Source organism: Sporosarcina highlanderae, from assembly GCF_030433715.1.
Lineage (GTDB): Bacteria > Bacillota > Bacilli > Bacillales_A > Planococcaceae > Sporosarcina > Sporosarcina highlanderae.
In genome coordinates, this window is the sequence record NZ_JAROCC010000008.1 from 91,371 (window position 1) to 116,816 (window position 25,446).

The window sequence follows — 25,446 nt, forward strand, 5'->3', positions numbered from 1 at the left end:
AAAAGTTAGAGGGCATGACTTAAAACCATTGTTTATTCAGTAATCAGGGAAAATCAGGGAGGGCATCACCATGATTGAAGGGAAAATCATCAAATTTCATCGCGAATTGCAAGGTTTAAATCAAGCTGAGTTAGGAAACGGGATTTGTTCAAAAACACATATTAGTAAGATTGAACGGGGGCTTACAGAAGTTTCAAAGGAAACAATAGAGATGTTAGCAGAGAGACTTCAAATAGACATGGCTGCGGAGATCGACACTTACTTAAGTTTGGATTTGTTATTAAAAGAATGGCACGAGTCTATTATTCTAAAACTTAATGCAAAAGCAAGAAGTATTAAAGAGCAGTTGGAAAGCATAGTTCTATTACAAATCCCAGATTTCTATCGCTCCAAAACATTGGTGTTAGCCAGATATTATATGTCGATTGACGAAGATGCAAAAGCAAGGTCCCTAATTAAAGAAATGGATAGTTGGATCGATCTTTCATCTTTTGATCAAAACATGTTATTACATATTAAAGGTGAATACTGCCTAAAATATAAAAAAGACTACACGAAGGCCATCGCTTTTCTTAAAAGAATCGATTTAACTTATTACAATAATGCAGAATACTACTACCATTTAGCGATTGCCTATCATCATACAAATTCAAGGGTATTAGCCTATTATTACGCAACTAAAGCACTGGATTTTTTCACATCAAAACATAGTTTTACGAGAATAATTGAAACTGAGATGCTCATGCTGATTCAAGTGGAGCAAGAGGAATACTTTGACCCAAAAGAGTCTGGATATCCAAGATTAATTGAAATGGCTGACAGTTTAGGATTGGAGTATCAAAAAACTCAACTTCTTCATAACTATGCATATCAACAATTTCGTTATGGGGATTATGAAAAAGCCTTTGAATATTACAGCAAAGCTTTAAAGTTAATAGAACCAAACAATTCCCAATACCTTATATCGCTTGAAGGGTATTTGAATGCCGCTACAAAACTTGGGAAGATGACGGAAGCAGAATTGCTTCGGATTGCTAATGAGGGAATCTCTCTTTCAGAAAAAATAAGTGATACGATGTCAAAGCACTACTTCCATTTACATATTTATAAGATTACAAATGATGTCAAGCAATACTACCAATATCTTGAGAGTGAGCTGTACCCTTCGCTAAAAAAAGCAGGATATGGCCTTGCCGCTGAAACGTATGAAATTAAACTGTTCGATTTTTACTCGGAGAAGGGAGATATCGAACAAGCATATAAATACGCAGCTCCGATGATGGACAAGCATAGAAAAAACAGTGAGCTTGTTTAATTGTGTTTGTCCATAATGCTTTTTAAAAGATATATGTCGCACCTCCAAAAAGAGCCAATGACTCGAATAGTCATTGGCTCTTCTCATTTAGATATTAAGGTATTTACCTACTCTTTATCAATCTAAAAGTTTAAGAGAATCCAATGCCCGGTAGAGCATAACTGCTGCTTCCGCACGTGTTGCATTGTTTTTCGGATTGAAGTGACCATCATTTCCTTTTATCACACCAAGCGCAGTTGCTTTATAAACCAGGTCAATTGCATACGCACCAATTGAGCTGTGATCTTTAAAGTTTGCAGGCTTGTCAAGGTTTTCAGTGATTACCTTGTTTTTATATTCGATTGCACGGACGACCATTGCCGCGATTTCCTCACGTTTGATTGGAGCATCTGGACTGAATTTCCCATCCTTCGTTCCGTTTACAATGCCAACCTCAGCGGCCGCTTCTATTCCTGCATATGCCCATTTCTTACTTTTGTTCACATCTGCGAACTTGCCTTCGTATGACTTCAAAGGAAGCCCAAGCGCTCGAACAACCAAGACTGTGAATTCTGCACGTGTAATTTGCGCATTTGGAGCAAATTCAGTTTCCGTCTTACCTTGGATGATGCCCTTTGCCGCAAGTTTGTTTATTTCATCCTTCGCAAAAGTGTTTATAATGTCCGTAAACAATGGTGTTTCCGGTTTCGGATCCACTGGATCAGGATTCGGAGTTGGTGTTGGATCCGGACTCGGACCTGGACCCGGAACATAAGCATCTGTAACTGTTACATTTACTGTCAATTCTTGACCTCCATAGGAAATTACAACTTCTGTTGAACCTTTCGCTATAGCTTTAATCAAGCCCGCTTTGACAGTAGCCACTTCTTCATCTTTTACGAAATACTCAGCTTTATCTGATACGTCTACTTTTGTTGGCTCTCCATCTCCCTTTGGAGTTGTTACTTCTTCTACTTTTATTTGTTGGGTAGATCCTGTTTGTAAGGAATAGCTATCTTTATCACTAATAAGTGAAACGGTTGAATCTGAGATTCCGAAAGCTTTAATAATTTCCTGTTCGATTTTATTTCCTAAATCATCCCAGGCACTTGCACGAATAGAGACGAATGTTCCACTTTCATGTGAATTGCTAATTTCAGCGATCCAGCCGTCCCCTTCTTGAGTAAGCTCAACTGCTTCCCAGCTTTTACCTTCGTCAAATGAGACCTCTAAAGATGCACCTTCAATTTTCCCATTCCCTTTTGCAGTACTGACCTGGGCTGCACTCATACCCAACATGATCTTGTCTCCTGCAATCGCATTACCGCTCAAATCCGTTTCTACATCAAAGTTCAAGGAAATCATCGGAAGTTCAGTGATGAACTCTTCTTGCTTTTTCGTCCAGAACGTCCACTCCGTATGTGTACGTATGGACGTACTCCACTCTTCCGGATTGCGGGAAGCATCAACTACCAATCGATATTGTGTATTTTCCTCAAGTACCCCATTATGATTAAGCGTCTGACTTTTCGTCTCTCTAAGTTTAGTATCACCTTGGTAAAGTGCCATCGTTTGTGTATTGTCAGCGTCAAGATGCCCTGTATGTCCTTTACCAGCATCGGCCCATGCAGGAATATTAAACTGTAGATTATTATTAATTCGGAATGGTTTCCAGTAACCTTCACCAATATAAGGACGAACAATTGGTGCAAACCATTTTTCAACTATCTTCTGCCCTGGCTCAAATTTCATAGGTATTCCGCGAACTTCCCACTTATTAACCATGGAAGCCATATGGAACCATGTAGTACTTTCCGAAGCCGTCACCCACTCAGTACGTTTTGTAGGGATTTTCATATGCATGAATACTGCATCACCACCAGTATTGTATGATGGGATATCTATGCGCCATTCCGATCCTTCTACCGGCCGGTCAGAATAGTATTGTACATCGATTTTCACTAACTCATCTTCAGAAGGAGCATAGGTTAGATCCTTCGGAACTGCGTTTGGATGATTGTCGATTAAGTCGTATAAGTAAGGTGATTCAAGTGTCCCTACAACACTTAGCGACAACTTCTTAGCAACAGCACTTTCGATAAGCGCTTTACCTGCTGTTCCGCTCACGGAAACGGCTGCTATTGGATTATCACTTCCATCGTTGTCATTTCCTACCCACTCAATGAATTTTGTTGGTCCATCGTTCACTATAATTAGTAGTTTTGCACCAGCTTCAATTGCATTATCTGCACGCTCAGATCCAGAAATCAAGTCACTGCGTTCAACTAAAACAGCCTTTCCTTCCGCATCTATGTCCTTATAATCCATTTCAGTACCTTTTCCTGCATATACAACTTCAAGCTCATGCTTACCTTCAAACAGAGTACTTCCAGGCAAAAGTAAACTTTCTACTTGCTCTTCTCCAACTTTTATGTCCATTAACGGCTTCATCAATCTCCAACGCATGTTAAGCTCAAAGACTCCGGATTCGATTACTTCAGTGGATTGAGCATATATTTTGTCGATCATAGGAGGTATAATATACGTCTCTCCCATCATATTTTCCCCGCCAAAGTTTCGGTAGTACTCCAACTTTCTAACAGCTGCCTCAGTTTTCTGGGGTGCCGTTGCCGTAATTTCACTGACGTTCCGAGCGTCAAGTTCCACGGTTTGTGGCTTATCCAAAACAACTTCAGGATTACCAAGAAATGCAACTCCAGCATGATCCGTATTCATATCAATATCCATCAATGTCAATACGGAATAAGTATCTGGTGGAAGTCTTAACTCCTTTGTCCCGAACACTGCAAAGGCCGTAGGGTAATGATTTTTCCCAACAAGTGTAACAAGTGTATTCCCCGGTGTTCCGTCGGGATTTGTAACATTGATTGTTAAAGATTGTCTTTCATCTTCCTTGCCCATTGCCATTGCTGTATGTGCAACTTTTTCACCGTTAACAGCAGCCGTAAGATGCCCTTGATAACGATTTGCAATTTCAGCAAGATTTGGATTGACCGTCAATGTAACTTCCACGCTTCCATTCGCAGGCACTGTCACTTGATCGGCTGATAGTTCTAATAGTCCTTCAGGTGCCGGTTTATTAGAGTTATCTGTGAAAGTTGTTGAAAGATCCAATACAACTTCCTCATCGCCTACGTTTGTATACGTAACTGTCTTAACTACAGGAGCATCATCTTCATGCGGCCAATCAAAGAAGCCGAAATCCAAAGAGCCACTCGCAAAAATTGTACCAAATGTAGCAGCAGCAACATCAAGACGACCTGATCCACCTTGATAAGGCTTAATAGAATCAATCTTTTTCGTCGAACTCATTAGTGCCTGCTTCAGTTGCTCCCCTGTCCAATCCGGATAGCGTTGTGAAAGAATAGCCGCAGCCCCAGCTACATGGGGTGCCGCCATTGAAGTCCCCGTAAGGCTCAGATAGAGGCCGCTTCCCTTATCGGAAAGACTTGCACGGGCAGCTACGATTGCCGATCCCGGTGCAGTAAGATCCGGTTTTAATCCTGATTCCATATAACGCGGTCCCCTACTTGATGAACCTGCAAGCCTATCTTGCTTCGTAACATTACCGACAGTTAGCGCAGCATCTGCAGCTCCAGGTGAACCGATACCTTCACTACCCGTATTACCCGCAGAAATAACGAACAATGCACCCGTCTGCTCGCTTAACTCATTTACTGCTTGAGATAACGGATCATTTCCATCACTTGGATTCGAATCGCCCAAACTCATATTAATAATCTTAGCGTTTTTCGCAGCCCATTCCATTCCTTTGATAACCCAGGAATCTTGACCATAACCATCATTTGAAAGAACCTTCCCAACAATCAGACGCGCATTAGGTGCTACACCTTTATTACGTCCGTCAGAGGCGGCACCCGTCCCAAGGACCGTGGACGCAACATGTGTTCCATGTCCATTGTGATCCACAGCATCCTCTCCTGGAACAAAGCTCATTACCTCATCAACCTGACCTTCAAAATCCCGGTGTGTTTCATCGAGACCTGTGTCAAGTACAGCGACCGTGACGCCAGTTCCATCAAATTCATTTTCCCACGCCTCAGGTGCACCAATTTGAGGTACACTTTCTGCGAGGGTTGCTTCAACTCGACCATCTAACCAGATCTTTTTAATGACACCAGCCGTTTTGTGGTCTATTGCTGCAAACTCCGTGACATCTTCCCAGAACATTTTAGCTTGTTTCTTATCTGTAGATAACGCCACTCCACCGATACTCTCTAAAATAGTTACCTGTTCAGATCCTTCAAGAGTAGTAGACAGGGCAAACTTAAAACGAGTATGTTTTTTGTCATACTGTACAATAACCGGTAACGTGGATTGGTTCTCATCATCGTAACCAGCCGCGATCAGTGCAGTAATATTAAACAAGTCTCTATCCAACAAATCAGAAGCTATGTATGGCATCGCTTCTCTTGGAAAGACAAATGTGTCTTTGCCTGACCTAATAATTTGTATACCTTCATTTACATGACTAACAGGTTCCACACTAATAAAGCTCTTTCCACCACCAATGTCAGTGACAGTAACAACATCACCAGTAATCAGCGTTACTGTTTTTTTACTTGTACTTGGATTTAAGCCACCCCCCATAGGTATGGAATCGACTATATGTCCATCTACCACTTGCTGATTCCCAGAAATCATATCATCAGCAAAAGGCTGAATGGTTGGGAAAAATATCAACATAACAGCAAGTAGCGTCGCGATATACTTCCTAAACATCGTATTCTTCATTTCTTAATCCTCCTATTCTTCTAAAAATTCATTTTAACAACTTTAGATTAATTCAATCTATCTTCATTCGCAATTGGGGTTTTGCATTCAGTAAAACACTATATTTACCAGTTAAAACAGCATAAAATACGGTTTTTGAATAGCAGAAATATATAAGACTATGTGAATCGGCATTAAAGTTGGGGTCAATACTTATTTTTAGCGACAAAAGTAAAGTATTGGAGATTGTGTTAGGCTCATTTCAACAAAAATCCTCACTTATAACTACGGGCTACTGAATTAGTCACAGATTACGACTTTTAAAGAATGAATGCATTCCTGTCGCGAATTGCAAAAAAAAAGCAAGCCTACCATCAACTTTTGAAGGTAGGCTCTGCTCTTAATTAAATTATATCAATCTAATAAATTAAGTGTATCTAATGCGCGGTACAGCATAACGGCCGCCTCCGCACGGGTTGCATTGTTTTTCGGATTGAATTGACCATTATTTCCTTTGATGACGCCCAATGCAGTAGCTTTATAAACCGAGTCGACTGCATATGCGCCAATTGAACCATGATCTGTGAAGTTAGCAGGGTTTTCAAGGTTATCTAACTTCAATTTTTCCTTGTACTCAATCGCTCTTACAACCATCGCCGCAATCTCTTCACGCTTGATCGGAGCATCTGGATTGAACTTGCCGTCCAAAGATCCATTAACAATACCTGCATCCGCAGCTGCTTCGATTCCAGCATATGCCCATTTTTTGCTACTGTTTACATCTGCAAACTTGCCAGCATAAGATTTCAATGGTAGGTCCAGTGCACGTGCAAGCAGCACTGTAAATTCCGCACGTGTAATTTGCGCATTAGGGGCAAATTCAGTTTCGGTTTTCCCTTGGATGATTCCTTTTGCGGCAAGTTTAGTTATTTCATCTTTTGCAAATACATTAGTAATATCCGTAAACTCAGGAACTATTTCAGGTTTAGGGTCTACCGGATTTGGATTCGGAGATGGGCCAGGATCAGGACTTGGACCAGGATCGACACTTACAGGATCCTTAACATTTACAGTTACGACCACTTCTCTTCCTTCGTGGAAGATTCTAACTTCCGTTGAACCTTTCTTCTTCGCGCTAATCAGACCCGCTTTGATGGAAGCGATGCTCTCGTCTTCGACTAAATATCGCGCTTCTTTTGTCACGTCAACAATCGTCGGTTTCCCCTCATTTTCCGACTGGATTGTTTTTGTCACTTTGATTTGTTGAGTCGTATTCGTTTCAATTGAATAATCAGTTCTATCAGCAGAAAGCTTTGTAGTATCAGGTACACCGAAAGCCTTGATGATTTCCTGATCCATCCGGTTACCTAAATTATCCCATGCGCTTCCACGTAATGAAACGAAGTCCCCCGCAACGCCAGTATTTTCTATATTGGCAGTCCATACATCGCCAGTGCGAGTCAGCTCGACTTCACTCCAGTTTTTCCCTTCATCAAACGATACTTCAAGAGCAACGCCTTCGAATTGATTGCTCCAAACGGCATAATCCACTTGAGACGGAGTCAATTCAAGCTTGATGAACTCATCGCCTATCGCGTTTCCGTTCATATCCATATCCACATTGTAATGCAGAGAAATCATTGGAAGTAATGTAGTAACATCGCCATAATATTTCGTCCAGAAAGTCCACTCAGTACGTGTGCTTACTGACGTTTTCCATCTATTTGGATCACGTGAAGTTTCACTCACCAACCGATACTGTGTCTCTTCTTCCTTTGCATCATTGTAATACAACAGCTGCCAGTCGGTTTCTTCAAGAAGCGTATCTCCTTCGTAAAGTTGTAGCAACTCATCTGTGAATAATACCCCAGTATTGCCATTACCTCCATCTGACCAGTTCGGTACATTTATGACAAGGTCATTCCATTGTCGTTCAGGCGGCCAATAACCTTCTCCAAAACTCGGACGGGCAACAGGGCCAAACCAAGTTTCATTCAAACGCTCACCCGGTTTATAAATGAAGGATGCTTGACGGATTTCCCATTCATCATCTAATAGTACCGCGCTATGGAACCATCTTGTATAGTCAGAAGCTGTTACCCACTCTGTTCGTGCAGTTGGAACCGATAGTTGATAGAGATTTCCGACTCCGTAATCAGCGTAAGTTGGAATATCCCAACGGAATTCTCCACCCGGTGTAGGTTCATCAGAAAAATACCTTGCATTGATTTTCACTAACTCTTCCTTAGCAGGGGCATAGGTTAGATTCTCAGGTATTTCATTATTGTAGTTATCAAATAAATCAAATACATACGGTGAATCTTCTGTCCCCTCGACATTCACTAGGATGTCGCCATTAAGAGCCGCTTTAATAAGCTTTTCCCCTGCTGTACCGCTAACAGCTGTTACAGCAATCGGATTGTTTTCACTATAATCCTCTGTTCCTACCCATTCAGTGAAAAGTGTCGGCTCATCATTTACGATGATTAAGAGTTTGGCCCCTGCTGCAAGTGCCGCACCTGCACGTTCGGAACCAGTAATCACATCTGTGCGATTAACGAGTACAGCTTTACCCTTCACATCGAGATTCTCGTAATCTTTTGCCGTTCCATTACCAGCATAAACGACCGGCAATTCGTACTCACCATTTAAAAATGTACTTCCACCTAATACAATGTTATCAACTTGTTCACCATTCACTGTCATTTCCAAAAACGGCTTGACTAAGCGCCAACGTGTATTCATTTGGAATTCGCCACTTGTAACAGCAGTTGTTGCCTGTGCGTAAGTCTTTGTTACTGTTGGTGGAATGACTTGTGAAGATATCACCTTCATGTTTCCGCCGAAACTCCTGAAGTATTCAATCTTCTTAAAAGTGGTTTCGTATTTTTCCGGTATATCTACAGTAATTTCATTCGCTGAACGTGCATCAAGTTCAACGATTTTCGTTCCATCTAAGTTGACTTCTGGATTCCCTAAAACGGCAATTCCAGCTTGGTCCGTATTCATGTCCACTTCCATCGTCGCCATTACAGAATACATTCCCTTTGGAAGTCGTAATTCCATAGTTCCATTCACTGTAAAGACTTCTGGATAATATTCCGGTCCGACAAGAGTGACCACTGCCTCTGCGGGGTTGCCTTCCCGATCGGTAGCATTGATGATCAGAGAGTACTTTTCATCTTCTTTACCTACTGCCATTGCGGAGTGGGCAATTTTTTCACCATCAAGAAATGCACTTAGATGACCTTGATAACGTTGTGCCGTTTCAGCGAGCTCAGGGTCAACTGTTACCGTAATCTCCGTTTGACCATTAGCTGGTATTGTCACTTGATTTGTTGAGACGTTCAATAAACCTTCGGGGGCTTCTTTTCCATCACTATCTGTAAATGTTGTTTGGAGATCCACCACTATCTCTTCTTCACCAACATTCGTCAATGTAACCGTTTTTTCAACGATACCATCTCCATCATGTGGCCAATCGAAGAAACCGAAGTCCAATGACCCACTCATATATACTTGAAGTGTAGTTGCTGCAACTACATCAAGTCGGCCAGATCCTCCTTCATAAGGTAGGATATTATTAATTTTTTTCGTCGAACTCATTAGAGCAGCCTTAAGTTGTTCTCCAGTCCATTCCGGATTTTTCTGTAAAAGAATTGCTGCTGCACCTGCAACATGTGGAGCTGCCATTGACGTCCCATTCAGCGAAATGTAAGACCCAGCGCCTTGATTTGAATACTGGGACCGTGCGGCCGAAATGTTTGAGCCTGGTGCAACAAGATCCGGTTTCAAACCGTCGTTCATAAAGCGGGGACCTTTACTTGAAAACCAGGAAAGCTTGTCCGATTTATCGACTGAACCGACAGTGAGCGCAGCATCAGCAGCTCCTGGGGAACCAATCCCTTCTGCTCCTGTATTCCCCGCTGAAATAACGAATAAAGTTCCGGTTTTTTTGCTTAGTTCATTTACCGCTTGCGACAATGGATCTTTTCCATCACTTGGAACTGGACTCCCTAAGCTCATATTTACAATCTTCGCATTTTCCGCTGCCCATTCCATACCTTCAATAACCCAGGATTCCTGTCCGTAACCGTCATTCGCAAGCACCTTTCCTACAAGTAACTTTGCCTTAGGTGCGACACCTATATTTTTACCTCCTGATGCAGCTCCTGTCCCTAAAACAGTTGAGGCTACATGCGTACCATGACCACCATAGTCAAGTGTGTTTTCATCAGGAACAAAAGATTTGGCTTCAATAATTTGATCAACTAAATCCGGATGACCCGCGTCTATACCTGTGTCAAGAACAGCCACTGTCACACCAGTTCCGTCTAAACCACCTTCCCAAACTTCAGTTGCGCCTATCATAGGAACACTATCGGCAAGATGAGCTTCTACACGACCATCCAACCAGACTTTTTTAATACTAGTAGATTCAGTTAGGTCTTCCCAGAATGAAGCAGCTTGCTTCTTATGTGTAGACAATGCGACACTGCTAATACTTTCTAACACATTTGTCTGTTCAGAACCCGATAGAGCAGTGATAGACTTTACATCCAACCGTTCGTTTTTCTGCTCGTATTGAACAATTACAGGTAAAGTGGATTGGCTATCATCATCGTAACCACTTGAAATCAGCTTTGTAATATTGAACAGGTCCCTATCCAATAAATCGGCCGATAAGTAGCTCATCGCCTCATTCGGAAACACAAATGTGTCGTCTCCAAGAGTCACGATTTGCACTCCGCCACTGGAATCTTTCGCAGGTTCCACACTGATTATGCCTTTACCTCCGTCAATCTTCGTAACCGTTACGACATCCCCTGTTAGTAGTGTAATAACATGTTTATCCGTAAAGGAATTGTTGCTCTTACCAAAAGAGTTCATGTCTATCACATTATCATTTAGTTCAGCAAACGCTTTCGGATAGGTAAAACCCGCCAATGGATTAATGGAAAACGCGAACACCATAAGCAGTGCTAACATAGATGCAAAGAATGGCTTAAAAATAATCCTATTCATTAAATGCCCTCCCATTTCTTAAAATATCGATATGAAGTTTCCTGTGTTAAAGTTATGAAAAATGGTTTCAGCCCCTCCTATAAATGTTATTTTTCTACTAAGTTTTATGGAATAACAATAGTAGTTAGCCTATGTGATTTCTAAGTCACTACGAGAAAAACTATTGATTAAGACATAATAGATGATTATATAAACAGTATAATAATTCAGATTCCACATCGTTTCAATGGGGGTTTTATAATTGTCTAACGATGTCGAATAATCCCCCAAATATACGGATTAACTGAATAAATTATAAAAAGAACTAATTTTTTACATCAAAACAGTATATAGTTGGGGTCAGGGGTCCACTGGAATTCTCAAATGGATAGACTTCCCAGCCTTTATACTCAATTGTACTATTAGTCCGAAAAGTATGTTCTTCCATGTGCTACGATGTTAAAATGAAAGATAGAAAAAGGGGGATTTGATTTGAAAAAGCATCTAATGTTCATGGCTGCCCTGTTTACTTTCGTGCTTGTCCTCAGTGGCTGCTCGGATAATAAAACGGTAGACACTAAAACGGCCGAAGCAATCGACGTATCCGAATACTTTCCACCAGTTGGCATGACTCGAGAGTATATCTACTACGACACGGAAGGACAAACAGTTGAAACAACTGAAACTATCAACTTAGCTACTGATTCGGAAGGAAAGGAAACAGTATACATCCAGGAAAAAGACGGTGAGTCTACCAAGTCCATTCAGGAATACATCGTCAGCAAAGAAGAAGTTAAGCTCATCTACATCATTAATTCGTTAGGTAATACTGAAACAGCAGTTGTAGAACTTGCGAACAAACCGAAATGGGACAAGAACGACTCTAACAAATCGGTCGGCATGATGACCGCCACTAACTTGACAATGGAAGTTCCAGCAGGAAAATATAATAAAGTAATTGAAATTACAAGCGTCATTCCCGGTGATAAAGAAGGGAAAACGATCAATTATTACGCACCCGGAGTCGGTCTAATCAAAACCGTATTCAGCTTTAAAGACGGACAGGATTTCATCTTCAGCGAGCTGAAATCCGCTGCGAACTGATTGTAAAGGTACCTGTGCACCACACATTTATGACAATTCAAAAAGAATGATAAAAATACAAAATGAAGCCAACCATGCATTGACGCGGTTGGCTTCCTCTTTAATTTTTATACAATTGTAGTGCATAATCTGAATTGTTTCGTGCACAGGTACCTAAAAAACTCCTCAAGGAATCCTAATAAACAACTTGCCATCTGCAAGTTTTCTTGTTTCGTTGCCAAAAATGTCTTTCACTTTGACTTCGATTCTTGCACCGTCAGCGATTACGCCGAATGGTACAGTCCAGTAGCCTACATAGAAACCAGGGCGTACTTCCCTGATTGGAAGTTCAATCGCGTTGGACATGTTAACGCCAAGGCTTGTAAGCGGCATGTGGATGGCGAATGTTGCAGCTAATCCTGCTTCGCTTTCGAACTCGATTTTCACTGTTTGCCCAACTGTCACATGAAGATCCTGTGTTGGTGTCAGGTTGCGAATCTCAAGTTCTGTAAATTTAGCAGAAATCGTTGCTGTTTTCGTCTCTTCATTTCCTGCAGCATCTGTTGCTACTACAGTTATGAGATTTTCGCCTTCGTCAAGAAGGATGCGTTTCGAATACGTTCCGTTGTCAGCAACAGCTGCTTTCTGTCCATTGACAGTTACCGTGCTTAGATTCGTATCGGAAACTTTACCCGTAACAGTTACTGTTTCAGCTTTTGTTTTCGAACCGGATTTCGGGCTTGTAATGGATAATACTGGTTTCTTTGTGTCCAATACAAACGTAACCGGCGCGGATTCACCTGTCACTCTACCATTTAGAGAAGAGACGGCAGTGAAGACGTTTTCCCCTTCAGCAAGTACAATCGGGAAGGAGAATTTGCCATCTTCGCCGATAGTGACAGTTTCAACGTCATTGCCATTGTTCTTCAATGTAATTGTTGTTGTTGGAGACGCCTTACCTTCAACTACAACATTTGCATTGTTTGTTACTTTTCCTGATGTCGTGATTTGTGGCCCATCGACTTCATAGTTTACACGTGCACGGATCATATAGTTTCCTTCTGCTTCAGGTGAAGGAGACCAAGCACCGCTAACATACTGATAACTCCTCTTAGCATTTTGACTGTCCTCATCCGTAGCCAATCCAGGTGATGCCGTGTTTACTTGAGTTTGAATGTAAACCATGTAGAAGTCACCATCAACCGCAATGTTGTGTTCTGCCAAGTCGACGACAGTCCAGCTGCCATCCCGTTTAGCATTCGCATCGATTGGGCCTGCAAGTTTCTTGCCCGGAGCTCCATTCGCACCTTTTGCATCCCAAACTTCAACTGCAAATTTCGTTCCGCCTGGAATTGGCCATTCAGCAGTCCAGAAACGGAAAATACCTTCGGTTACGATACCGGAATTCTTACCTTCCGGAAGTGACATCTTGACAGCCCAACCGTTTCCAGCATCGTAGAATGCACGTGCATTCTCTGCGGTACCATCGTCATATCCGATTACTCCGCCAGGATATGTGAAGAACGGATCAATAATAATATTTTTGACGATTCCGTTGGAGCCGATAGTAATAGACTCTTCTTTACTATGGAATCCTCTTGCGATAATTTTCATTGTATACTCACCGGAATACGCTGTAATTGAATAGCTGCCGTCAGCGGCCGATTCGACAGGAGTGATATTCGCGTCTTCAAGTAGCATTACGACTGCACCTTCAACCGGAATCCCTGAAGCGTCAGTAATTTTACCACTTACTGTCCCTTGTGGATTTTCCTGTAATGTGAAGTTGGCAGTTGTTGCTTCATTATCACGGACTGTGACTGTTTGTGTTGCCGATTGGAAACCATACGCTTCAGCTTTAACAGTGTATGTTCCTGCGCCAAGTGTCATTGAATAGGAACCGTCTGCCGGATTTGTATTGACTGTACGGTTGTTTTCAAGAACCGTCACTTTCGCACCCAATGGCAATGCTGAAAGGTTGTTGTTATTCATCTCCACAGAAGGAGCTGCAACTTCCTCTTTCGTCAAATCAATCACAAGATCTTTTGGATCCATTGGAGTTTCAGTTGCATCTTTTTCCTTTTCCATTTCGAGCTCAGCATCTGACAATTTCGCTGGCTTCGTCATGCCGATCGACATGCTGGCTATTTGTGCAACGTCCGTCAACGCCACATCATCGATATACCAACCAGGTCTAACGACACTTCCGTCGGAAAATGCATTAAATCCGATATAGACGCGTTGCCCGCTATATGCAGATAGGTCGACCTGTCCATCAATCCAACCATTTGAAATTCCTACGATTTGTTGAAGTTGTGTCCATGCTACACCGTCTGTGGAAATCACAATATGACCATAATCCCAAGCTCTTCCAGTCGAAGTGGATTGCTCAAAGTTATGCCATTGCTTAAACTGTAAATACGAATTCCCTTCAGGTAAATCTATCGGAGGCATGACAAGAGTTGCGTTCATGCTGCTCTTATAATCGCCTAATAGGTTAGTAGCGTATACCTTTTCACCAGAAACGGCATTTCCTGGTCCTGATGTAGGTACACCCCACTCCCACGTATTATTAGCACCGAACGATGACCAACCGATTGGTGTTTGTTCGAAGTTCTCGAAATAACCAACTGTGATGCCCGGTTTTACTTGCACTGAATATTCCTCAGTAGTCACTTCATTGTTACCGAAGTCATTTATTGTGAATTTGTAAGTGAATTCATTCCCAACTATCACATCGCCAGAAACTGTTACACCGTACACACCGGACTTATAGTCTCCGGATTTACGTGTAGCTTCCATCGTTTGCCAAGCCCCATCCGCATCAAGGTATTGGAAGTTAACAGAAGAAACACTGATGTTGTCGCTCACTTGGATTGTTAAATCAAGTTCCATCCCTGCGTACGTCTCTGCAGGTGCGGAGTGCTCATACACCGGAGCTTCATCGTCTTCGCCATCTTGTGTAACCTGGCCATTAAGTGTTCCAAGTCCGCTTGCAATTGCCGATACAGCTGCATATGCGTCAACAAGTCCGTGTCCATACCCATTGTTAGGTACTGTTGGATATTGACTATCTGTTAACGGAACCGCTGTGTTAATCAAAATCTGCTCCATTTCATCGACAGTGATTGTCGCATTCACTTGACGAAGTAATGCCGCCACTGCCGCGACAGCAGGACCAGACATCGAAGTTCCATTCCATCCGCCTTCATATCCGCTTCCCGGTACCGAGGAGCGAATGTTTACACCTGGAGCAATGATATCAGGCTTAACTTCTCCATATGGTGAAGGGCCGCGTAATGAGAAGCTCGCTACTTTGTTGTTGACATCTGTTGCACCAGTCGCAAACGATTCAGGATAGTTTGCTGGTACTGCAATTGATCCAGGTCCACCCGGATTCGTTAATGTTGTATTTCCTGCAGAGAACTCAGGGAAAATTTCCGCGTTACGCCAGTTAATGACGACATCACGGTACCACTCGTCAAGACCTCGTCCACCGCCCCATGAGTTATTTACAACGTCAGGAGCAAGATCGACGCGGACGTTTCCATTTCGATCATGCGGTGCTAAAATCCATTGTGCCGCAGCAAGTAAAATAGCGTCTGTCGTATTGCCAGCCCCATCGAATACTTTAACCGCAATCCACTTCGCACCTGGAGCAACACCGATTTGGTTGGAACCGTTCGGCTCGCTACCGACCATTGTTCCAGTGACATGCGTTCCATGTCCGTGGTCATCATAAGAAGCTTCGCGAGCTGCACGAGTAGCATCGAAGAAGTTATAAGTATGACTTACTTGGCCAGTCGTCGCGTCATAACCACGATATTTTTCTTTCAAAGCCGGGTGATCCCATTGAACACCTGTGTCAAGACTTGCAACAACTGTTCCGGAACCATCGATCCCCATCGCCCACACTTGTGGTGCATTCACACGCTCAACGTTCCACTCTACGTTTGCAAGATTAGAAGATGGTGCACCCGCATTTTCTGTCTTCGTTGCTGTATAGAGTTGGCGCGTTTCGTTCGGAAGAATCTTTTCAACTTCAGGGAAACCGGCAATCTTCTCGGCAATTTCCTTCGTTGCCGTAACAGCCATACCATTTACGATATAGTAAGGAGTAATGTCTTTTACTTCCCCTGTTTCAAGTAAACCTTCCAAGAATTCTTTAACATCTGCTTGCGCTTCCAGTGAAGTTGCTTTCAGCTCGGAAACAACTGCAGACCTTACCATCAACTCTGTTGTCGATGCGGAAAGGCTTGCTTTTTTTGCATCCTGTCTAGCCTGTTGAGCAACTTTCGTTGTATCTGCTTTTTCTTTGAATTTAACTAAGAATGTAATCGTTTCTTCATCTTTGAAGTTTTCCAGTAATGAATTACTGACCTTTGCTTTGGAATTAACAGCAGAATCTTTGAACGATTGATGTAGCCTATTCTGTTGCTCCGCCGTCGCTATGCCCGGCGCGATAATGGAAAACACCATAAGGAGCGCCGTTACAATACTAAAAATTTTAGTCCGACTTCGTTTCTTCCTCAATTTCATTCCTCCTTTTTTTATAAAGAACCCATTTCTTTACGAGTAAAAGGTGTAACCTTATCCCTCCTTTCAAAGCTCTGAGGTAGTAATGGCGTAACTTTGCTCTATCATGTTGTTTCATTCACCATACAAGTCCAGGATTTATTTAAACCCTCACGGATAAAGCGAGAATAGGAGCTCCCCTTTAATACGCTCTTTCGGCAGGAAACCGAATTCACTGTTCCTACTATCTAAGCTTTCACCGGGAGTCCGGTTGTCCCCCATTACAAAATAGGAGTTCTCTGCCACCTTGACCAATTCCATATCTGTCGGAAAGCCGGTGGAATATACTTCATGCACCTTGTCGCCATTTACATAAACGACACCATTAGCGATTTTAACAGTGTCATTCGGCAAGGCGATAATCCTCTTGATGACATCGAACCCGTGCACATCTCGAAACTGAACAATATCATTTATTTCAGGGGTAAAAAATAAATTATTCGTCACAATGACATCCTTATTGTGGAGTGTTGGAGCCATGGAGTTCCCGCTAATGACGGTAATGCCGATTGCATATCGAAAAAAAAGAAAAAGTCCAAGGATAAGCAAAATAAACTTCACCCAACTAAGGACACTATCCTGTGATTTCCTCTGATTAGTCGTTGCTTGATTCGTTGCTTGATTCGTTGCCTGATTCGTTGCTTCTTTTGTTGGATTTGCGGCTATTTCATTTACATTCATGGGGCATCACTTTCCTTTTCACCAAATTCATGATCCGGGTCTATATTTGGGTTGGGTTCTAATTTTAGCTCTTGTTTTGGTTCTGGACCTAACTCCGATTCAGAATCCGGCTCTTCCTCCGGATCCTCCCCATCGCTAAGATCAGGCTCCTGTTCTGGTGCTTGGCTGTGATTTCCATCATTCATCACTCGGTTCATTTCATTGACCGCTGCTTGGAAGATGCTTTCCAATTCATCTCTTAAACTGTTCTCTTTTTGTGAGTTATCGATATTGATGGTGGATATTAATTCGTCAACATAACGTCGCAATTCGCTTGTTCGCTTTTCCTTTTCGATTAAGGTGAAAGCCTGAAGTCTTTCGTTAGCAACTTGAATTTCCGAATGCAGCTCTTCTTTTAAACGTCCCGTTTGAATTTCTTGTTCTGAATCAATCGCTTCCTTAATTTCCACAAGCGCGTGCCCCCTTTGTGTATCAAACCAGTTCATCAACAATGATTGGATATCTTGATGTGCAAACGTGACTGATACACTGCCTCCGATTATTCCGATTAAAAGAACAGCTCCAATTAGGAATTTAACGATTTCCGAGTGACTTGACTTCCTTCGTTCTTTATCCACAGCACACCCCTCCAGATGAAATAGTAGGACCCACTTTGGGCGGGCCCTAACAAACTATCATTTAGTCATTCATGCCTGATAGTAGTGCATCCATTGCAGCCTTCGCTTCATTTTCAAGCTCTAACGCTTTTGCTTCGATCAAGGCTTCCTGTGCCGCCACAAGTTCATCCAAAATCACTGAAACCCTATCAAATACTTCGTTGACTTTGAAATCGATTGCCGTTTTCAAATTATTGACAGTAATTATCTTTTCACTTTCCACTTCTGCCATAATTGTGGCTTTAGCTGTCTCAATTGCTTCTTCAAGCCCCGTTAGTGCCTCAGCTTTTACGGCATTCAATTCTGTTGTCAACTCTTCGACAGCAGCCGCTCCCGTATCGCCTGCGAATACAGTCATGTCAGCAGATGCAATTTGAGTCGCCTCATTCCCGGCGGCCTGGATTTGCAGCCAGCCTTCCTGGTAAACATTATTAAACGCAAGATCCATCCCTGCTAAGATTTCAGTTTGCGCCTCACCTAACGAGCTTATATGGGAATTTTTAGCGTTCTGGATAGCCGCGGTAGCCCTGCCAAGTTCACGATCCTTTGTAAAATCAACATCAAATTCAGCACCAACTCGCATACCTTCGAACATCTCATCCAAACTTGAAAACTCATCTGCAGAATATTGATCTGCTTCCTGAGCAACGGAGGCTTCCGCACCAGTAAACACGCCGCTATACCAAGATTTCAACGCTCCCCCGGCATCCGTGTTCGCAAACGCAAGACCCACTCCAGATAACAATCCAGCCGATATTGTTCCTGCAACGATTTTCTTCTTAAATGTCATCTTCATGTTTAATTGTCCTCCTCAGTATTGTTGTTATTATTTTCCGGGCTCACTTCATCAGTCGTTCCATCGAAACCATGATTGGAAAGAAGTTCCGATAAAATTTCAAATGTACGACGATCGATCTCCATCTGCCTTTTTTTTAGGTCTTGAACAAAATCAATAAGATCCTCTTCTTGTAGCGACTCTGTTGTTTCATCCAATCGCTGCAGGTAATCGTTTTTATACTTCTTGATATCGCGGTTTACATCATTGGAGGCGTTAAGAACGTAGCCTACAAGTTGACTTTCCATAACTTTGAGCATCTGTCCTCTTTGGGCATCTACGGAAATCTGCATTGTTGTAAGCATGCCTATCAGTTGTTCGCTAATCTGATTGGATAATAAATGGACTTGATGCCTGTACCAGTCCGTGAGTGACGTACCTTTTGTGGATTGGGCATAAATTGAAGTGCTTACTAAAAGGAGACAGCACGTTACAAATGCAATATCTATCTTTCTCACGATCACCTACCCCCTACTATTTTCCAAGAAGCATTCCTCATTTCAGCTGAACGTCGTTCGATACACCAACTTTGAATGTCTTCGCTCGATGCGTTTAGAAAAGATGCACTTTTCCATCTATTCACAAGTATAAAAGTGCCATTGTTTCTTCTCGCCCCTCTTCTGTCTACTTTTTTTACTATTCTTTAGACTCATCTTGTTATCCAATGTTGTAATCCGACCTACCACTTTCGTTTCCAATGGTAGACAAAAGTGGAATGCATTTGTCAAAAAAAAAAATGTTAGGTCCTTTAAAAGCAGGACCTAACATTTCAGGGGAACTTCTTGTTAATTCACAATGTATCGAACTAACCCTTTTGCATTTGCATATAAAGCTGCTTGGGTTCTATCCATTAGATTTAACTTCGCTAATACTTGGCTGACATGTTTTTTTACGGTATACTCAGTTACGCATAACACCTGGGAAATTTCTTTATTGGAGAGACCTTTACCAAGTTCTATCAACACTTCAGTCTCCTTGGGAGTTAGCGTCTCGAATTCCCCGTTTGTTATATAAGACTTAGGAGATTTCAAAATAACCTCAAGAATCCTTTGATCATAGTAGTTTCTGCCGTTACAAATCATTCGCAGGGCATGTACCAATTCTTCAAGCACAGACTCTTTCAATAAGAAGCCAGAAACCCCAAGTCTCTTGGCCGACATGAAATTTTCTTCACTTGGCGAGGAGGACAATACAATAAATTTGCAAGACAATCCTAAGGATTTCGCCTCGGCTACCAAGTCCAACCCACATTCGCCCCCTAAATATAAATCCACGATGGCAATATCAGGATTCATTGAACGAATGATGGCCAAAGCTTCCTGACGATTCGAAGCCTCTCCCACAATATTCAAGCCCTCTTCGCTAACAAGAACTGAAAAAAGCCCCTTCCTTATTAACGGGTGATCATCGACAAGTATCACATTCATAGAACGACAACCTCTCTCTCATCATTGTTTATAATGATTTCTATTGTTTATCGTCGTTGAAAATTGTTTGGGAAAAACTATTGAGTGGAATGATATGTGCATATCCAGAGTAGTTAAATGTAAATCATCTGGACCGACTTCTGTGGAGGGTGAATAATTTCTGAGGTGTTGAATGGTTTTCTATATAAAACCATCTTCTTCCTCTATTGTAATGAAATGACCATATACTATCAATAAAGAGTTCTAACTATTTGAATTATTCATTCCTTACTACTGTTTTCACAACCTACCACTGATTCCTATTCCCCTTCACAAAAAGAAATAAATACATATATTGCTCTATCGCAAGCATGACAAATGTACCTCCACACTTTTTGAAGGCACCTCTTTGAAGGTACCTGTGCATGATGCACTGACAATTCAATGAACACAATAAATATACAAAAGGAAGCCAGTCAAGTATTAATTTGATTGGCTTCCTAATTATTTTTATGCAATTGTAGTGCATAATCTGAATTGTTTCGTGCACAGGTACCTAAATAATCACGCCAGTAATAATCGCCACAATCGTCATCACAATCGTTGTACCAAATGCCCACTTAAATACAAATTTCTGATGATCGGCTAATTCAACACCCGCAAGCCCGATCAATAAAAACGTCGATGCCGTCAATGGACTTAACGGGAAGCCCGTTGTCATCTGTCCTAAAATCGCCGCACTACCAACATGCGTCGGAAGCACTCCATAGGCAGCTGCCGTCTCACTAATAATCGGCAATACTCCAAAGTAGTACGCATCTGGCGTAAAGAGCAAACTTAACGGCATCCCTGTCACAGCTACGATAATTCCCATCATGCCGCCAGCCCCATCTGGAATCACGTTAACAAGGGAATTCGCCATTTCGGTAATCATTCCTGTACCTGAAAGAATCCCTGTGAAAACTCCTGCAGCAAAAATAATTGAAACGACTGTAATCATACCAACCGCCTGGCTTTTCACTTGTTCCATCTGATCATCAGGTCTCGGATAATTGACGATAACCGCAACCGCAAATGCAATCATGAAGATGATTGGAAGTGGCAGCCAAACTTTAACGAGTGCGACTATGGTCAGAATCGTTAACAGTAAATTGAACCAGAACAATTTCGGTCTTCGCATTGCTCTTTCTTCATCGGACAATTCCGTTTGGAGGTCATACTCGACATCTGCCACGCCGATTCGTTTCTTTTCCTTCCTTCCAATCCAAAACGATACTAAAAGCACCCAAACGATTCCTGCAATCATTGCAGGAATGACCGGATTGAAAATTTCGCTCGTATCGACTTTAAGTGCAGTTGCAGCACGTGCTGTCGGTCCACCCCATGGAAGAAGATTCATGACTCCGGCACCAAGTGCAACTACCCCAGCCAATACAATTCGACTCATACCCAATTTATCATATAGGGGTAGCAAAGCAGGAATTGCGATTAGGAATGTTGACGCCCCAGATCCATCAAGATGGGCAAGCATTGCAATAATCGCGGTACCGACGACAATCTTTTGTGGATCTCCTTTTACAACACGCAACACACGAGATATAACCGGATCGAACAGTCCCGCATTATTCATTACTCCAAAATAAAGAATCGCAAAACCAAGCATGATTCCTGTCGGGGCAACACCTTTCACCCCATCTAACATGAATTCGCCCATTTGTGCTCCAAATCCTCCGATCAAAGCAAACACAATAGGAACTACGATTAGCGAAACAATGACCGACACCCGTTTCGTCAAAATCAATGCCAAGAATACGAAAATCGTTAAAAAACCTAATAATGCCAACATACATTATCCCCCTTAAGTTTGACCTACAAATCTACTTCCATTTCCAATAATGCATAACTCAATGTCTTTCCATGTGTGTCCATCCCAAGCGAAGTCGTTACGCCACCAAGAAGCGCACCTTGACACACAAACTGCAAAGCAGAAATATTCGGCATCTCGTAACGAATCACATCCCCTTTCACAATGTGATTCAAATGGCTTTTCACCCTGTCTGCCGTCACCTGTTCCCGTAACTTTTCATACATCTCTTCCTCGTAAGGAATAAGTGACAGCATTAGAACATCACCTTTATCCCCTGCCCGACTGTGTGCCAGTTCATACAGTTTCCTTGCCATTTTGCCCCACCTCCATGACCTTGATAGCAGCATTTATCACTGTTCTTGGCACCATGGTAGAGACGATTCCGATTACTTCATTCACAAACTTACGTGCTCCACCACCCCCAGCAGGCCCATTTGTATAAAGAGCTTCAACTTCTTCACCAATCCGTTGCGCTTTATCTTCCTCAAACGTTTTTCCAGCAACACGAAGACGAACTTCATATGGATTCACTTGATGTCCAAATGAACCACGATGTCCTGAAATAGCCCCTATGTAATCTACTTTAAACTCATCATAGTTTCTTGAAATACGTTCTTTTACGATAGCACCGGCAAGCTCAGCACGACCGTACGCATTTTCCCCAGCATAAGTGATCTCTCCTTCACCTATAAAACCCGCATCATAACCAACACTTACTTTCAACTGCGCTGGTCTTTCCTTCCCTCTTCCACCGGTTAATAAAATACGATCCTCTCTATCCTCTCTCAAGGAAACAGTTGTAAAATCCGCAACAACATCAGGAGTTATATAAGAAGACGGATCCATCACTTCATACAAAAGCTGTTCTTTCACTGTGCGCAGCGTAAGCGTCCCACCAGTTCCCGGAACTTTTGTCAATAAAGCAGAACCATCGGATTGGACCTCAGCTAATGGAAAACCAAGGTAAGCAAGTCCATTGACATCTTTCTTCTTAGGATCGGCAAAATAGCCTCCAGTCAATTGACCGGCACATTCAAGTAAATGACCGATCACTGTCCCTTTCGCCATCAAATCATAATCATCCACAGACCACCCGAAATGATGGATCATCGGTGCCAAAAACAAAGAAGGATCAGCAACTCTTCCCGTAATGATCACATCCGCGCCCGTTTCTAGTGCCGGAACAATTTCCGACACACCCATATAGGCATTTGCAGAGAGTATGGAAGCGGTTTCAAAGAGTTCAGGATTAAATAAAAGCGAATCAGCGTTCTCAAAAACATAAGGCAGCACATCATCCCCTGTTACAGCTGCCACTTTCACCTTCAACCCTAACTCTTCCGCTATTTCAATTATTTTTTGTGCTCCGCCTATCGGGTTAGCTGCCCCCATATTCGTCACAAGCCGCACATTGTTTTTCAATAAAGCCGGCAATAAAGAACGAATACGCTTTTCAAGCAACGGGTCATACCCCAACATCACATCCGCTTTTTTTCGTTTTTGTGCAAGCGCAATCGTCCGTTCCGCCAAACACTCCAAAACCAAGTAATCAAGCTTACCTTTTTCAGCAAGTTCAATTGCCGGCTCTATACGGTCACCGGAAAATCCAGCACCCGATCCAATACGCAACATGCAATCACCTCGTTGTTAAAATCTATGTCTTCTATTATTTTATCAAAAAGAAAAGAAGAAATGCCTATATATCCGGCTTTTCTTCTTCTAATAAGGTGGAATGAAAAGTACTTCTATATAGTGTTTTGTACTTCAAATTTCTTGGTAAAGCTGGCGTTCTAAATTATTAGAATCTAATTTTATATAATTACAAATAATTAGAACCATTATTTTATATTGTATTTCTTCATTTTATTATACAATGTGGCAAGAGAAATCCCTAACATATTTGCAATTTCCTGCCGTTCTCCAACTGTCGGTTCACAGGATTGAAGTGCGGATACAAGTATCTGTTTCTCCGCCACTTCCACAGCCTCATGCAACGGGAGAATCCCCTTTTCTTCATTATATAGAGTATGCTGTTTTTGCATAAAATCGGGAAAATGTCGAATTGAGATACGTTCATTTTCATCCACCAAACACATCGCATAATCCAAGACGTTGCGCAGTTCTCTAATGTTTCCCGGCCAATCATACTGTGTGAGAAACATCATTACATTATCCTCTACTTCAAACCTATCCGCCAATAATGAACTGGTGATGAGGGGAATCTCCTTTTTCCGTTCACGGAGTGGCGGAATTTGAAGATCGATTGTATTCAAACGGTACAAGAAATCATTGCGAAAAAGCCCTTTCGCAATGAGTTGATACAAATCCCGATGTGTTGACGCAACAATTCGGACATCCACCCTACGTTCTTCAACTTCTCCCACTCGCCGGACCGCACCTTCCTGCAAAACACGTAACAATTTGGCTTGGACATCGAGTGAGAGATCTCCTATTTCATCTAAAAATAACGTTCCTCCATCTGCCATTTCAAATAAGCCCGCCTTACCAGCTACTGATTGACTGACTAACGACCCGTCCAAATGACCAAACAATTCATTTTCAATTAAAGCAGAAGGAATGGCTGAACAATTCACAGCAATGAACGGCTTTTCTGAGCGCAAACTAGCATGATGGATTGCCTGAGCAAACAATTCTTTACCCGTTCCACTCTCTCCCCTGATCAATACAGGCAAATCGGTAGCCGCAGTTTTCCTTGCAATCGAGATTATATCCTGCATCTTCGACTCGGCACCGATGATATCATCGAATGTATACCTCACCCTATGTAACGCACTCATCTGCTCCTGCAATTCCTTCACTTTTTGCCGTTGCTTCTCAAGTTCCTGCGTAAGCAGCTGAACTTCAGTCAAACTCTTACAAACCGAAACTGCCCCCACAATCTTATCGTCAAGCATTACAGGCGCCATATCAACAACATACTCCCTATCATGCGTCTTCCGATAAACACCAACCTGACTCTTCCCACTTGCAAGCGTTTCCGGCAACCTCGCACCTGGACGATACAAAACCAATGGCTTCCCAATAATATCCGGCGTCACACCAGTAATCCGTGTATACTCCGGATTTATCGTCCTTACTATACCGGAACGATCAATGACAAGCACCCCATCATTCATCGACTCAACAATCGCTTTCCACCAGTTAACTGTCTCTTCGATTGCCACCATCCCCTTATTCGAATTCAAAAACCTGTCATTCTAATACTATAGTACACCAAATTTCAGAATAAATTGTAAAGGTACCTGAATTGTAAAGGTACCTGTGCATGA

Annotated in this window: 14 protein-coding genes; 2 read left to right on the forward strand and 12 right to left on the reverse strand. The window is 42.2% G+C overall.

All coding sequences use genetic code 11. From position 1 onward, the window contains the following. The first annotated feature begins 70 nt into the window (after positions 1-70). Positions 71-1,315 carry a helix-turn-helix domain-containing protein gene (locus P5G49_RS11365; RefSeq protein ID WP_301243885.1) on the forward strand — a complete coding sequence of 415 codons (1,245 nt, stop codon included), beginning with the start codon at positions 71-73 and terminating at the stop codon, positions 1,313-1,315. A 117-nt stretch (positions 1,316-1,432) separates the two neighbouring features. Here P5G49_RS11365 and P5G49_RS11370 read toward each other — a convergent pair whose 3' ends face one another. Both P5G49_RS11370 and P5G49_RS11375 read right to left on the reverse strand, forming a co-directional pair. Further along, entirely contained in the window at positions 1,433-6,070 is a 4,638-nt protein-coding gene (locus P5G49_RS11370; protein ID WP_301243886.1) for a S8 family serine peptidase, read from the reverse strand. Positions 6,071-6,463: 393 nt separating this feature from the next. After that, a complete protein-coding gene (locus tag P5G49_RS11375) occupies positions 6,464-11,074 on the reverse strand; it encodes a S8 family serine peptidase (protein ID WP_301243888.1) in 4,611 nt (1,536 codons plus the stop codon). A 471-nt stretch (positions 11,075-11,545) separates the two neighbouring features. On the opposite strand from P5G49_RS11375, the gene P5G49_RS11380 reads away from it, so the two are divergent. Next, positions 11,546-12,157 carry a YgdI/YgdR family lipoprotein gene (locus tag P5G49_RS11380; protein ID WP_301243890.1) on the forward strand — a complete coding sequence of 204 codons (612 nt, stop codon included), beginning with the start codon at positions 11,546-11,548 and terminating at the stop codon, positions 12,155-12,157. Positions 12,158-12,322: 165 nt separating this feature from the next. On the opposite strand, the gene P5G49_RS11385 is transcribed toward P5G49_RS11380, so the two are convergent. The 10 genes from P5G49_RS11385 to P5G49_RS11430 form a co-directional block, all read right to left on the reverse strand. Further along, positions 12,323-16,675: a S8 family serine peptidase gene (locus tag P5G49_RS11385; protein ID WP_301243892.1), complete on the reverse strand. Its 4,353-nt coding sequence runs from the start codon at positions 16,673-16,675 to the stop codon at positions 12,323-12,325. Between the two features lie 147 nt (positions 16,676-16,822). Further along, the gene (gene lepB / locus P5G49_RS11390) at positions 16,823-17,392 is read right to left on the reverse strand and encodes a signal peptidase I (RefSeq protein WP_301243894.1); all 570 of its coding nucleotides are present in this window, start codon (positions 17,390-17,392) and stop codon (positions 16,823-16,825) included. Then, a complete protein-coding gene (locus P5G49_RS11395; RefSeq protein WP_301243895.1) occupies positions 17,389-18,009 on the reverse strand; it encodes a hypothetical protein in 621 nt (206 codons plus the stop codon). Before P5G49_RS11395 ends, lepB begins: the two co-directional genes overlap by 4 nt. A 61-nt stretch (positions 18,010-18,070) precedes the next feature. Further along, positions 18,071-18,844: a hypothetical protein gene (locus P5G49_RS11400; RefSeq protein WP_301243897.1), complete on the reverse strand. Its 774-nt coding sequence runs from the start codon at positions 18,842-18,844 to the stop codon at positions 18,071-18,073. A 2-nt stretch (positions 18,845-18,846) separates the two neighbouring features. Further along, positions 18,847-19,341, reverse strand: a complete 495-nt coding sequence (locus P5G49_RS11405) for a hypothetical protein (RefSeq protein WP_301243899.1) — start codon at positions 19,339-19,341, stop codon at positions 18,847-18,849. Between the two features lie 327 nt (positions 19,342-19,668). Next, the gene (locus P5G49_RS11410) at positions 19,669-20,310 is read right to left on the reverse strand and encodes a response regulator (protein ID WP_301243901.1); all 642 of its coding nucleotides are present in this window, start codon (positions 20,308-20,310) and stop codon (positions 19,669-19,671) included. Between the two features lie 535 nt (positions 20,311-20,845). Then, positions 20,846-22,135, reverse strand: coding sequence for a CitMHS family transporter (locus P5G49_RS11415; RefSeq protein WP_301243903.1), 1,290 nt, complete (start codon positions 22,133-22,135; stop codon positions 20,846-20,848). Positions 22,136-22,158: 23 nt separating this feature from the next. Then, positions 22,159-22,470, reverse strand: coding sequence for an AtuA-related protein (locus P5G49_RS11420; protein ID WP_301243905.1), 312 nt, complete (start codon positions 22,468-22,470; stop codon positions 22,159-22,161). After that, positions 22,451-23,788, reverse strand: a complete 1,338-nt coding sequence (locus P5G49_RS11425) for an acyclic terpene utilization AtuA family protein (protein ID WP_301243907.1) — start codon at positions 23,786-23,788, stop codon at positions 22,451-22,453. Before P5G49_RS11425 ends, P5G49_RS11420 begins: the two co-directional genes overlap by 20 nt. Before the next feature lie 206 nt (positions 23,789-23,994). After that, positions 23,995-25,362, reverse strand: a complete 1,368-nt coding sequence (locus tag P5G49_RS11430) for a sigma-54 interaction domain-containing protein (protein WP_301243909.1) — start codon at positions 25,360-25,362, stop codon at positions 23,995-23,997. Positions 25,363-25,446 lie beyond the last annotated feature (84 nt).

Coding starts and splice junctions, on each gene's coding strand:
- P5G49_RS11415 (WP_301243903.1), bottom strand. CDS start 22,135: ATGTTGGCATTATTAGGTTTTTTAACGATTTTCGTATTCTTGGCATTG.
- P5G49_RS11370 (WP_301243886.1), bottom strand. CDS start 6,070: ATGAAGAATACGATGTTTAGGAAGTATATCGCGACGCTACTTGCTGTT.
- P5G49_RS11420 (WP_301243905.1), bottom strand. CDS start 22,470: ATGGCAAGGAAACTGTATGAACTGGCACACAGTCGGGCAGGGGATAAA.
- P5G49_RS11400 (WP_301243897.1), bottom strand. CDS start 18,844: ATGAAGATGACATTTAAGAAGAAAATCGTTGCAGGAACAATATCGGCT.
- P5G49_RS11365 (WP_301243885.1), top strand. CDS start 71: ATGATTGAAGGGAAAATCATCAAATTTCATCGCGAATTGCAAGGTTTA.
- P5G49_RS11410 (WP_301243901.1), bottom strand. CDS start 20,310: ATGAATGTGATACTTGTCGATGATCACCCGTTAATAAGGAAGGGGCTT.
- P5G49_RS11375 (WP_301243888.1), bottom strand. CDS start 11,074: ATGAATAGGATTATTTTTAAGCCATTCTTTGCATCTATGTTAGCACTG.
- P5G49_RS11385 (WP_301243892.1), bottom strand. CDS start 16,675: ATGAAATTGAGGAAGAAACGAAGTCGGACTAAAATTTTTAGTATTGTA.
- lepB (WP_301243894.1), bottom strand. CDS start 17,392: ATGAATGTAAATGAAATAGCCGCAAATCCAACAAAAGAAGCAACGAAT.
- P5G49_RS11425 (WP_301243907.1), bottom strand. CDS start 23,788: ATGTTGCGTATTGGATCGGGTGCTGGATTTTCCGGTGACCGTATAGAG.